Annotated in this window: 7 protein-coding genes; 2 read left to right on the top strand and 5 right to left on the bottom strand. The window is 53.0% G+C overall.

All coding sequences use genetic code 11. The annotated features are described in order from the left end of the window. Positions 1–88: 88 nt before the first annotated feature. Entirely contained in the window at positions 89–466 is a 378-nt protein-coding gene (locus ACFWW2_RS25230) for a hypothetical protein (protein ID WP_393933166.1), read from the top strand. Between the two features lie 52 nt (positions 467–518). Here ACFWW2_RS25230 and ACFWW2_RS25235 read toward each other — a convergent pair whose 3' ends face one another. The 5 genes from ACFWW2_RS25235 to ACFWW2_RS25255 all read right to left on the bottom strand — a co-directional run bounded on the left by ACFWW2_RS25235 (position 519) and on the right by ACFWW2_RS25255 (position 12,701). Next, positions 519–770 (bottom strand): hypothetical protein, encoded by a 252-nt coding sequence (locus tag ACFWW2_RS25235; protein WP_393933168.1) that lies wholly within the window; start codon positions 768–770, stop codon positions 519–521. Between the two features lie 122 nt (positions 771–892). Continuing rightward, positions 893–1,564 carry a hypothetical protein gene (locus tag ACFWW2_RS25240; protein ID WP_393933170.1) on the bottom strand — a complete coding sequence of 224 codons (672 nt, stop codon included), beginning with the start codon at positions 1,562–1,564 and terminating at the stop codon, positions 893–895. 56 nt (positions 1,565–1,620) lie between these two features. Beyond that, a complete protein-coding gene (locus tag ACFWW2_RS25245; RefSeq protein WP_393933172.1) occupies positions 1,621–1,917 on the bottom strand; it encodes a hypothetical protein in 297 nt (98 codons plus the stop codon). A gap of 312 nt (positions 1,918–2,229) precedes the next feature. Continuing rightward, positions 2,230–2,508 (bottom strand): hypothetical protein, encoded by a 279-nt coding sequence (locus ACFWW2_RS25250; RefSeq protein WP_393933174.1) that lies wholly within the window; start codon positions 2,506–2,508, stop codon positions 2,230–2,232. Between the two features lie 152 nt (positions 2,509–2,660). Continuing rightward, on the bottom strand, positions 2,661–12,701 hold the full coding sequence (locus ACFWW2_RS25255) for a tandem-95 repeat protein (RefSeq protein WP_393933176.1): 10,041 nt from the start codon (positions 12,699–12,701) through the stop codon (positions 2,661–2,663). On the opposite strand from ACFWW2_RS25255, the gene ACFWW2_RS25260 reads away from it, so the two are divergent. After that, positions 12,694–12,858 (top strand): hypothetical protein, encoded by a 165-nt coding sequence (locus tag ACFWW2_RS25260; protein WP_393933178.1) that lies wholly within the window; start codon positions 12,694–12,696, stop codon positions 12,856–12,858. The two genes, ACFWW2_RS25255 and ACFWW2_RS25260, sit on opposite strands and share 8 nt — an antisense overlap. Positions 12,859–13,187: the final 329 nt, after the last annotated feature.

Raw genomic sequence — 13,187 nt, forward strand, 5'->3', positions numbered from 1 at the left:
CTAATCATCATCTGATTGGCCTAACGGCCAACGCGCCTTGGAACGTGCTTGCTATTTGAGGGCATCACGCCCCAAGGCGCGCCACCAAGTGGCCGACTTTTGCTCCGCCACAGTGGCAGGGTTTTACGCCGCCGTTGACACGCAAGCTTGGGATAAGGCGACGGTCGGCACCGGGTTGAACGATGATGATTTGTTCTCTGCCAACAATCAAGACAAGATGGGGGTCGCCCTCCTGGAACACCGGGGATTTGGTGATTTTATGTCCGGGCAGGGCAACAACTCCGACGCCGCGTCCTTTGGACATGAATTGTCAAGAGAATGGGCAATCTTGCCAAGGATGACAGGGTCAAACCCAAACGACAGCTACTACGACGGCGTCCAGGGCAATTCATCCGGCGCTAATGCTCAAGAGTTTGAGTACGTATTGGATCGCGTGCAAAACGCACCGCGTGCAGGAACGTCCTGAACAAAGCGTTGATCAGACGATTTTGCTGATCAGCGCCTATCCCACATAATCACTATGTTTGGCTGTAATGCTTTCCGCTGAGGTCGAATCCATTGTGGTACCCAAGTTCTCCGTTTGGCAGCACCACTAATTCCGAAGGGTCGTCAGGGATTCCGAACATCGCAGCACGAGGCCCCGAGCCCCACGACCACCGGTACGGCTTCTCAGCAGGCACCTCCGGAACGTTTGTCGCATCTGTTGTGAACACAACGTAGACACCAACGACCACCGCGCCGATGATAAGCATGATAACAACTTCGAACATGTCTACCTCCTTTGCACGGTCTGAAAACGCAAGACAGCATAGCCGAGGGTTGTATCATTTTGCAATATTATTCGCCTTCAGGCTTCACAACCATTGCCCTTTATGTGGGCCGGCGCGCAGCATCAGCGCGATGCGGCACTGTTCTTTCGCACAGTAGTCGCCCGATCTGTTTGCTCTGGGTTAACAGGCTGCGGGCTGAACGGCACCCGCATATCTCCGAATCCGTACATTTTCCGAAGATCAGGTCTGAGTCGTAACTGTGCTTCAAAGTCAACGCTTGAGACAGGGGTTGAATGTAGTTCAGGCCAAATCTTCTCAGGGGCAACTGCCAGATGCTCTGCTATTTTGAGCCGGGCGTCTGAGTTGAAATTACCGTAAATTGCGGATGTTAAAGTGCTGTAGGGTATATCAAGGATCGAGCTGAGATCCTGAACCGTCGTGTCGAACTCGGCCAGGATAGACCTAACCTTGTCTTTTGGCACCAGGGCCGCCCAATCGTCCTTAGTGTACTCCATGCGGCGCTTTACTTTGCGATTTCCGCCCTTTTGCCGTGGTTTCGGTGTTAAGAACGAAGCATCCCAAACCTCATAAGGATCTAGCCCAAGAAATCTGGCTATTTTCTTCCGGGTCTCAATTGGCTTTGGTCCTACGCCGCTTGTACAATGGATTGCCAAGGACACCTTAGAGGGGGATTCACCCAAATTTTCCGCGACTTCAAAGAGCTTTAGCCCGTTCTGTCTAAGCGCGTTCTTTATTATGGCGTGGGCGGGCAGTTCAGGTGCAGTTTTTTTCATCGTAAGCCTATGTAAAACTTGGCTTACGCTTAAAGGTAAAGTGGATGGCTTAAAAGTCAATCCGGAAGCAAAGCGTCAATGTCGCCCACCAACTGCTCAACTCTGTCATACATTTCATCAAGGTGCTGCAGTGTTTCGAAGTCGTTCAGCTGCATGGCCCGGCGCATTGACATGAGGATAACAGAACTGGTGTTCTCCAAAGTCTTCTTCATGAACATAGGGCATACGCCCTCGTTGACATCCCGAACGCAAAACCCCGCAGATTCTTCGAGACCCAAGTGTCTGAGATCATTCAGAGTCCGGGAGGGTTCTTTAAAGGCAAACGCTTGTTTGTTATCTTTTTGGTCAGTCATTAGCCTGTGAGCCTGCCACCTAGTCATGCTTCCTGCGATCAGGCAAGTAAATCCGCCTTATTAACAATAGCTTACACGCCGACACTGAACCAAACAAGCGAACCTGGCCCAACTGGACCGAACGTGCACATTTGGGCGTTATGAGGAACAATAGCGGAACTTGAATAGCTGTAGGCTATTTCTGCAACTGAAACAACGTGAAAGACCCAAAACTACTTCGAGTGTAATCTGAGACATTCACTCTGATGGGCTTCAATCTCGGCTCGCCGTTCGGGCTGGATCTGCTGCACTTTGGTGAGTTTTATAACCAAGTCAGTGAAGTCTGGTGGTGTTTTCCCCCGATCCGGGATACGTCTTACGTGCTTCCTCTATATACTCCTGCGCACGCCTAACTGCCAATGTAAGGCGATTATCGTCAGGATCACTTGGCGCGAGCGTCAATTCTGAAGCCGCACATCTAACAGATCCAAGCGCTTCCAGCAGGTCTACCTTTCTCGACTCTGAATTATCCTCCTCGGGTGCCGCAGCGGACATATTGGGTAATGTGATTGAAACAGTGAAGGCAATAACCTTAATTTTGTTGAATGCCATTGTATTTCTTCCATTCTTGATCTGACTTGATAGTTTTCATAAAAGAGCGCCGCTAGGCCAATGGGGTGGGCGGCTCTGCGCTAGCCGGCGTCGCAATATGCCATAGTGAAGGCGCCTAAGCCTGCATTTGAGAGGAGCCGCACCGCACTATCTCAGAAGAAGAGAAAGTCCTCTTCAGTCAGGTTTGCTATGTTGAAATTCTCTAGGGTAATCGTACCGTGCCCGGACAAAGAGACTTCTGTGTCTGAACCGCTCGATGTGATGGTCAAATCAGAGTAGGATACACCTCCGAAATCCACTCTGATAAGGTCAAGGCCATCTTCGAAGTCTCTTATCGTGTCGTTTCCAAAACTGTAGCGAAAAACAAACTCGTCGCTTCCGGAGCCGCCCCACAGCTCGTCATTTCCGCCTTCGCCCTCCAGAACATCATTGCCAGTATCGCCGTTCAGAGTGTCATTTCCGGAGCCGCCCTCCAGAACATCATTGCCAGCTCCGCCCTGCAAAATGTCATCTCCAGAGTTGCCCTCCAAGTCGTCATTGCCATCCCCGCCGTTCAAGGTGTCGTTGCCACCGTCGCCCTCCAGGTCGTCATTGCCCGCGCCGCCGTATAGGGTGTCATTACCGGCGCCACCATTTAGGGTGTCATCGCCTGCCTCGCCATACAGGCTGTCAATGCCATTGCCGCCGTATAGGGTGTCATTACCATCAGTGCCAACGATCGCTTCGTTTCTTCCGTAAACAACAACTGAAACGGTTGCGACGCTCACACCGCCATTGCCGTCATCGACCACATAGGTAAATGTGTCGATAAGTGTCTGGCCCTCTGACAGAACCTGAACAGCATCTGCGCTGGTTGGATCATAGCTGATGGTCCCGTCGGTGTTCAGGGTCAAGGCGGCCCCATGCGCACTTGTCGCAGAAACACCAGTCACGGTGAGCGCATCCCCGTCGACATCGCTGTCATTGGCAAGAAGGGTGGCTGTATCAATCAGGGTCACAACATCTTCCGAGATAACATCGGAACTTTGAGTAACACCGTCTGCATCGAAAATACGGGCCTCGATGGCCCAAGGAGAGGTCCAGCCGTACTGTTGGTCATTATACTCCCAAGTGACCACAAAATCGCCATTGACGAGCGCTGTAACCTTCGGGTTTCTTTGAGCGCCATCGGTGATTGCATTGACCAGGAATTCACTGGCGATCTCCCCGCCGTTCGCATCGAAAATACGGGCCTTGATGGCAGTACCGTAAGCACCGTCTTGGGGGCTATGAGACTCCCAGATTACGACGAAATTACCATTGGCAAGGGCTGTGACACTAGCGGCAGGCAAGCCAGCAGCATTATTATTGGCATTGAACTCACTGATCTCCCCACCATTCGCGTCGTAAACACGGAAATTGGTATTATGACCGGGATAACCTGGATCGTATATTGACCAGCTTACGACGAAATTGCCATTGGCTAGCTCTGTAACACTTGGGTGACCTGCATAATTGGAATAACCAATGGTGAACTCATCGACGATCGCGACGCCATTCGCATCAAAAACACGTGCCGTTGATCCGTCTCCAATTAATTGATTAGAATAATCCCAGGTTACGACGAAATTGCCATTGGTGAGTGCTGTAACATTAGAGCCCCATTGACTGCCCCCGGAAAACTGATTGACGGTGAATTCACTGACGATCTCAACGCCATCTGCATCTACAATACGTGCCTTGACGTCATGATTGTTTATATAAAGCGGATCAGTAGTTATCTGTTCATTAACTTCATGCGTCCAAGTTTCGACGATGTTACCATTGGCGAGTTCTGCAACGCCCGGACCGTTTTGGGTGCTATTGATAAGATCATTGACAAGGAATTCACTCGTGCCAATAACATCATCAGCAGCGACAGGTGGTGCATCGTTGACAGGTGTAATCTCAAGCGCAAAGGTGCCGCTTGCTGAAAGAGACCCGTCGCTGGCGGTCACCGTAACGGCCAAATGGCCATTGAAGTCCTGGGGCGGTGTGCCCGAGAAGCTCCCCGCAGCCGCATCAAATGCCAGCCAGCCCGGCAGGGCCACACCCCCAGCCAGCGTGGCACTCAAGGTCAGCGCATCACCCTCTACATCCGTGAATGCATTGGCCGGCAGTGCAAAGCTCACGGCCTCATCTTCCGAGGAAGCCTGATTGGGCAATACAATCGCCAGAACAGGCGCATCGTTGGTTCCGTGCACAATGATTGAAACACTTGCGGTGCTCTCCCCGCCATTGCCGTCCTCGACCGTGTAGGTGAACGTATCCGTCAGGGTCTGGCCCTCTGCCAGAGCCTGAACAGCATCTGCGCCGGCTGGATCATAGCTGATGGTCCCGTTGGTATTCAGCGTAAGGGCGGCCCCATGCGTACTCGCGGCAGAGACCGCTGTTACCGTCAGTGCATCCCCTTCAACATCACTGTCATTGGCCAAGAGGGTGGCGGTCTCAATCGAAGTCACAACATCTTCGTCGATCGGCGTGGGACCTTGCGCAACACCGTTTGCATCGAAAATACGCGCCTTGATGGCCCAATCAGTGTCGCCTTGCTGCCCGTCAAGAGAATGCCAGGTGACGACAAAATCACCATTGTCGAGCGCTGTCACATTTGGAGTGCCTTGAATGTCATTGGTAAACTCATTGACGAGGAATTCACTGACAACCTCATCGCCATTCGCGTCAAAAATACGCGCCTTGATGGCCCAGCCATCATCACCTTGCTGCCCATCATCAGACGCCCAGGTGACGACAAAATGGCCATTGGCGAGGGCCGTAACATTTGGGGTATCCTGATTGCCATCAGTAAATTCATTGACCAGGAACTCACTGACGATCTCATCACCATTCGCGTCAAAAATACGGGCCTTGATGGCAGAACCTTCGGTGTCGCCCTGCTGCCCGTAACCAGACTCCCAGGTGACGACAAAATGGCCATCGACCAGTTCTGTAACACTCGAATTCCATTGAGAGTCATTGGTAAATTCATTGACCAGGAACTCACTGACAATCTCATCGCCATTCGCATCGAAAATTCGCGCCTTGACAGCATAACCAGATGGATCGCCTTGCTGCACGGCATAAGAGTGCCAGGTGACGACAAAATTACCATTTTCCAGCGCTGTCACACTTGGGTTCCGCTGATCGTAATCGGTAAATTCATTGACCAGGAACTCACTGATGATCTCAACACCCTCTGCATCGAAAATACGCGCCTTGATGGCCGTTGGAGACGTATCGCCTTGCTGCTGGTCTTCAGACTCCCAGATGACGACAAAATGGCCATTGGCAAGCGCTATCGCACTCGAGAACGCTTGATCGCCATCGGTAAATTCATTGACCAGGAACTCACTGGTGATCTCACCGCCGTTCGCATCGAAAACACGCGCCTTGACAGCATAGTCAGATGGATCGCCTTGCTGTCGGTCAATAGACGACCAGGTTACGACAAAATTACCATTTTCCAACGCTGTCACACTCGGAATCAATTGCCGGCTATCGGTAAACTCATTGACCAGGAACTCGCCGACGATCTCAACACCATTCGTGTCAAGAATACGCGCCTTGATCGCAGAAGAAAAAGCATCCCCTTGCTGCCCAGCATCAGACGTCCAGGTGACGACAAAATTGCCATTGGCCAGTGCGGCAATACTTGGAGCATTTTGTATGGTGTTGGTAAATTCATTCACGCGGAGTTCACTTGCGCCAATAAAATCATCAGCCGCGACAGGGGCATCATTGACCGGCGTAATCTCAAGCGCAAAGGTGCTGCTTGTTGCAAGTGAGCCATCGCTCGCCGTCACCTTTATGTTCAATATGCCGTTGAAGTCCTGGGGCGGTGTGCCCGAGAAACTCTCCGTATCCGCATCAAACACCAGCCAGTCCGGCAGAGCCGAACCGTCCGCAAGCGTCGCGCTCAAGGTTAGCGCATCGCCATTCGGATCGCCAAATGCATTCACTGGCAGTGTAAAGTTCACAGCCTCATCTTCTGCGGAAGAGTTATCGGGCAATACAGGTGGCCCAATAGGTGGATCATTGGCTCCAATGACCTCAAGGGAGACTGTTGCGGTGCTCTCCCCGCCATTGCCGTCGCTGACTGTATAGGTGAAGGTATCCGTCAGGGTCTCCCCCTCGGCCAGATCCCGAACAGCTTCTGCGTCTCTTGGATCATAGCTGATCGTCCCATCGGTGTTCAGCACCAAGGCGGCCCCATGCATGCTCGTGGCAGACACCGCTGTCACCGTGAGCACATCCCCGTCGACATCGCTGTCATTGGCGAGGAGCGCGGCGGTCTTAATCAGGGTCACAGCGTCTTCGGTGATGATGTTGGAGCTTTGAGCAACACCGTTTGCATCGAATATACGGGCCTTGATGGCCCAATCAGAAGTATCGCCTTGCTGCCCGTCTCTAGATTGCCAGGTGACGACGAAATGGCCACTGGCGAGGGCTGTAACACTTGGCTCGGTTTGAGTGTCATTAGTGAATTCATTGACCAGGAATTCACTGACGATCTCGTTACCATCCGCATCAAAGATGCGGGCCTTGATGGCAGAGCTGGAAGCATCCCCTTGCTGCTCGTCTCCAGTCACCCAGGTAACAACGAATTCGCCATTGGCGAGGGCTGTAACGCTCGGGCTGATTTGACTGTCATTGGTAAACTCATTGACCAGGAATTCGCTGGCGACCTCATTTCCATTCGCGTCAAAAATACGGGCCTTGACAGCCCAATCGGGCGTATCACCTTGCTGCTGCTCATCAGACATCCAGGTGACAACAAAATGATCATTGGCGAGGGCCGTAACGCTCGGAGTGCTTTGCCAGTCATTACTAAACTCGCTAACCAGGAACTCGCTGACGATCTCAACGCCGTCCGCGTTAAAAACACGCGCTTTGATGGCTCCACCAGGCACATCGCCTAGTTGCTGGTCATGAGACATCCAGGCGATGACAAAACCGCCATTGGCGAGGGCCGTAACGCTCGGGCTGATTTGACTGTCATTGGTAAACTCATTGGCTAGGAATTCACTGGTGACCTCAACGCCATTCGCATCAAAAATACGCGCCTTGATGGCATAATCAGACGTATCAACCCGCTGCCCTTCTCCAGACTGCCAGGTGATGACAAAATGGCCATTGGCAAGTTCTGTGACGCTCGGGTTGAGCTGCCAGTCATTATTGAATTCATTGACCAGGAACTCACTGACGATCTCACCGCCAGTCGCATCAAAAACACGGGCCTTGATGGCCCAATCGGACGTGTTACCTGGCTGCCCGCCTTCAGACACCCAGGTGACGACAAACTGCCCATTGGCGAGGGCTGTAACGCTCGGTTGAGCACCATTGTTGAATTCATTGACGAGGAACGCACTGACGATCTCAGCGCCATCCGCATCAAAAATACGCGCCTTGACAGCCCAATCGGGCATGTCGCCGTGCTGCTGCGCATGAGACGTCCAGGCGACGACGAAATGCCCGTTAGCAAGTTCTGTGACGCTCGGGGCGCTTTGACTGCCATCGGTGAACTCATTGACCAGGAATTCGCTCTGGTCAACAACATCATCCACTGCGACAGGTGCATCATTGACAGGTGTAATCTCAAGCGCAAAGGCACTGCTTGCTGAAAGAGATCCATCGCTGGCCGTCACCGTGACACTCAACATGCCATTGAAGTCCTGAGGTGGTGTGCCTGAGAAACTCCCCGAAGCAGCATCAAACACCAACCAGCCCGGCAACGCCGAACCATCAACCAGCGTCGCGCTTAAGGTCAGCACATCGCCATCCACATCCGTGAATGCACTGGCTGGCAGTGCAAAGCTCACGGCCTCATCTTCTGCGGAAGACTGATCAGGCAACGCAATTGCCGCAACAGGCGCATCGTTGGCTCCGTGCACAACGACTGAAACACTTGCAGTGCTCTCACCGCCATTGCCGTCCTCGACCGTATAGGTGAATGTGTCCGTCAGTGCCTGGCCAGCTGCCAAAGCCTGAACAGCGTCTGCACCGGTTGGATCATAGCTGATCGTCCCGTCGGTGTTCAGCGTCAGGGTTGCCCCATACGCACTCGTGGCAGACACACCTGTCATCGTGAGCTCATCCCCGTCAACATCGCTGTCGTTGGCAAGGAGGGTGGCCGTATCAATTAGGGTCACAGCATCTTCCGTGATGATATCAGCGTTTTGAGTAACACCGTTGGAATCAAAAATGCGGGCCTTGATCGCAGAACCGGACGTATCGCCTTGCTGCCCGTCATCGGACTGCCAGGTGACGACAAAATCGCCATTGGCGAGGGCTGTCACACTCGCGTTGCCTTGAAAGAGGTGGTTAAATTCATTGACCAGGAATTCACTGACGATCTCGTTACCATCCGCATCAAAGATGCGGGCCTTGATGGCAGACAAAGAAGCATCACCTTGCAACCCGTCATAAGAGTGCCAGGTGACGATGAAATTGCCATTGGCGAGGGCGGTAACACTCGGGTCGTGTTGGCCGTTATTGGTAAACTCATTGACCAGGAATTCATTTACAATCTCAACACCGTTCTCATCGAAAATACGGGCCTTGATGGCCCAATCAGTATCACCTTGCTGCCCGTCGTTAGACATCCATGTGACGATGAAATGGCCATTGGCGAGCGCTGTGACGCTCGGGCTCCCTTGAGTGTTAGCGGTGTATTCATTGACCAGGAATTCGCTGATAATCTCAGCTCCACTCGCATCAAGAATGCGGGCCTTGACGGCACCCCCAGACGTATCGCCTTGCTGCTGGTCATCAGACTCCCAGGTGACAACAAAACGGCCATTGGTGAGGGCTGTCACACTCGATGACTCTTGCTTGCCATCAGTGAACTCATTGACCAGAAATTCATTTACAATCTCAACACCGTTCTCATCGAAAATACGGGCCTTGATCGCAGAACCAGACGCATCGCCTTGCTGCCGGTCATTAGACGTCCAGGTGACGACAAAACTCCCATTGGCAAGGGCTGTCACACTCGAGAACGCCTGACCGCCATCGGTAAACTCATTGACCAGGAACTCACTGGCGATCTCACCGCCATTCGCATCAAAGATGCGGGCCTTGACGGCAGTACTGGAAATATCGCCTTGTTGCCCGTCAGAAGACTGCCAGGTGACGACGAAATCGCCGTTGGAGAGCGCTGTAACGCTCGGGCTGTTTTGCCAGTCATCGGTAATCTCATTGACCAGGAATTCGCTGACAATCTCAGCTCCACTCGCATCAAGAATGCGGGCCTTAATGGCAGAACCAGACGCATCGCCTTGCTGCTGGTCATCAGACTCCCAGGAGACAACAAAATGGCCATTGGTGAGGGCTGTAACGCTCGATGACTCTTGCTTGCCATCTGTAAATTCATTGACGCGGAATTCACTCGTGCCAACAATATCATCAACCGCGACAGGTGCATCATTGACAGGTGTGATCTCAAGCGCGAAGGTGTCGCTGGCTGACAGGGACCCATCGCTGGCCGTTACCGTGACACTCAATGTGCCATTGAAGTCCTGGGGCGGTGTGCCCGAGAAACTGCCTGCAACCGCATCAAACACCAGCCAGTCCGGGAGTGCCTCACCCCCAACCAGCGTTGCACTCAGGGTCAGCGCATCACCATCCACATCCGTGAATGCATTGGCTGGCAGCGCAAAGCTCACGGCCTCATCTTCCGCGGAAGCCTGATCAGGCAATACAATTGCCACAACAGGTGCATCATTGGTTCCGTGCACAACGACGAACACGGTTGCGACGCCCACACCGCCATTGCCGTCATCGGTCGCATAAGTAAATGTGTCGATAAGTGTCTGGCCCTCTGCCAGGGCCTGAACATCAGCTGCGCCGGTGGGATCATAGCTGATCGTGCCGTCGGAGTTCCGCGTCAGGGCCGCCCCATGCGTACTTTTCGCATTAACCGCTATCACCGTGAGCGCATCCCCATCGACATCGCTGTCGTTGGCCAGAAGCGTGGCGGTATCAATCAAGGTGACAGCATCTTCGGTGATCGGAGTGGGACTTTGCGCAACATCATCGACCGCGACAGGTGCGTCGTTGACAGGAGTAATATCAAGCGCAAAGGTGCCGCTTTCTGAAAGGGACCCATCGCTGGCCGTCACCGTAACACTCAAAATGCCGTTGAAGTCCTGCGGCGGTGTGCCCGAGAAGCTCCCTGCAACCGCATCAAACACCAGCCAGTCCGGCAGGGTTGTCCCATCCGCAAGCGTCGCACTCAAGGTCAGCGCATCCCCATCCACATCCGTGAATGCATTGGCCGGCAAAACAAAGCTCACGGGTTCATCTTCTTCGGAAGAGCGATCAGGCAATACAATCGCCACAACAGGCGCATCGTTGGCTCCGTGCACAACCACTGAAACACTTGCGGTGCTCTCCCCGCCATTACCGTCCTCAACGGTATAGGTGAAGGTATCCGTCAGGGTCTGACCCTCTGCCAGGGCCTGAACAGCCTCTGCACCGGTTGGATCATAGCTTATCGTGCCGTCGGAGTTCAGCGTCAGGATGGCCCCATGCGTACTTGTGGGGGACACATCCATCACCGTGAGCGCATCCCCATCGACATCGCTGTCGTTGGCCAGAAGCGTGGCGGTATCAATCAAGGTGACAGCATCTTCGGTGATCGGAGTGGGACTTTGCGCAACACCGTTCGCATCAAAAACGCGGGCCTTGATGGCAGTACCAGACGTATCGCCCTGCTGCCCGTCTTCAGACTCCCAGGTGACAACAAAACCACCATTGGCAAGTGCTGTCACACTCGGGTCATCTTGCCAGCCATAGGTGAATTCATTGACCAGGAATTCACTGACGATCTCATCGCCATTTGCATCGAAAATGCGGGCCTTGATGGCAGTAAGTTCAGTATCCCCTTGCTGCCCGTCTTCAGACAACCAGGTGACAACAAAATTGCCATTGGTGAGGGCTGTCACACTCGGGTCATCTTGAAAGCCATTGGTGAATTCATTGACCAGGAATTCACTGACAATCTCATCGCCATTTGCACCGAAAATGCGGGCCTTGATGGCAGTAAGTTCAGTATCGCCTTGCTGCCCGTCATTTGACTCCCAGGTGACGACGAAATGGCCATTGGCAAGTGCTGTCACGCTCGGCCGGCTTTGCACGTCATTGGTAACTTCATTGACCGGGAACTCACTGACAATCTCGTTACCATCCGTATCAAAAATACGGGCCTTGATGTCCCCGTGAGAACGCCATGTTACGATGAAATCGCCATTGGCGAGCGCTGTAATACTCGGGTGAAGTTGCCAGCTATAGGTGTATTCATTGACCACGAACTCACTGACGACCTCATCGCCATTCTCATTGAAAATACGGGCCTTGATGGCAGAATTGGACGGATTCCCTTGCTGCGGGTCCAGAGACGACCATGTGACGACGAAATGGCCATTGGCGAGCGCTGTAACACCTGGGTTGAGTTGCAAGTTATTGGTGAATTCATTGACCAGGAACTCGCTGACAATCTCATCGCCATTCACATCAAAAACGCGGGCCTTGATGACACTACTGGACGTAGCGCTTTGCTGCTGGCCATCAGACTCCCAGGTGACAACAAAACCACCATTGGCGAGGGCTGTAACGCTCGGGTATCGTTGCGCTTCATTGGTAAATTCATTGACCAGGAATTCACTGACAATCTCGACACCATTCTCATTGAGAATACGGGCCTTGATGGCAGTAAGTTCAGTATCCCCTTGCTCCTGGTCATTGGACGACCATGTGACGACGAAATGGCCATTGGCGAGAGCGGTAACACTCGGGTCGCTTTGAGAGCCATCGGTGAATTCATTGACCAGGAACTCACTCGGATCAACAGTATCATCAGCCGCGACAGGTGCATCATTGACTGGGGTAACATCAAGCACAAAGGAACTGCTGGTCGAAAGAGACCCGTCGCTGGCCGTCACCATCACATTGACTGTTCCATTGAAGTCCTGGGGCGGTGTGCCCGAGAAGCTCCCCGCAGCCGCATCAAACACCAGCCAGCCTGGCAGGGCCGTGCCATCCGCAAGCGTCGCGCTTAAGGTCAGCACATCGCCATCCATATCCGTGAACGCATTCGCCGGTAATGCAAAGCTCACAGATTGATCTTCTGCTGAAGACTGATGAGGCAATGCAATTGCCAGAACGGGTGCATTGTTCATTACGGCCATTTCTTTATCCAATTCAAGCTGGTGGGCTGTTGACGTTGATTTCGCTCTGATGCTGAACGCGCCGGTGATGAGCGGGCATTTGGCTCTACGTTCCTGGCCAACGTTCCAAAGTTTTACTGATTGGGTTCTGCTGCGCGGCTTTACCTAATTCACCTTTAAAACCAGATCGCCGTATGAGAAAATATCGATGCTCTATTTTTGGATAGACATCCGCTATAGCAGTGCCTGCGCCTATCAGACGTTCACTTTGTCAAAACGGCCTGAGCAGATGGGGGGGATCGCAGCTATGTCCGGCGCTACTGCCATTCGAACGGCTTGAAGCTAAGGACTGGTGCCAGCCGATTGTGTTCTCTAATCTGTCAATGTTCGTTTTCACTTTTGTGTTTTTCTGACGTCTGAGGTTGCCTTGGTTCTCTTCGAGCTCGCGGGCTCATGATGGGGTTGGCTGGGTGTGGATCGGCAAGGTTGAAACCGCGA

Source organism: Yoonia sp. R2-816 (assembly GCF_046762905.1).
GTDB lineage: Bacteria > Pseudomonadota > Alphaproteobacteria > Rhodobacterales > Rhodobacteraceae > Yoonia.

What these genes read in the sequence shown, in the direction of transcription:
- ACFWW2_RS25235 (WP_393933168.1), bottom strand. Translation starts at nt 770, where the DNA reads ATGTTCGAAGTTGTTATCATGCTTATCATCGGCGCGGTGGTCGTTGGT.
- ACFWW2_RS25240 (WP_393933170.1), bottom strand. Translation starts at nt 1,564, where the DNA reads ATGAAAAAAACTGCACCTGAACTGCCCGCCCACGCCATAATAAAGAAC.
- ACFWW2_RS25250 (WP_393933174.1), bottom strand. Translation starts at nt 2,508, where the DNA reads ATGGCATTCAACAAAATTAAGGTTATTGCCTTCACTGTTTCAATCACA.
- ACFWW2_RS25245 (WP_393933172.1), bottom strand. Translation starts at nt 1,917, where the DNA reads ATGACTGACCAAAAAGATAACAAACAAGCGTTTGCCTTTAAAGAACCC.
- ACFWW2_RS25255 (WP_393933176.1), bottom strand. Translation starts at nt 12,701, where the DNA reads ATGAACAATGCACCCGTTCTGGCAATTGCATTGCCTCATCAGTCTTCA.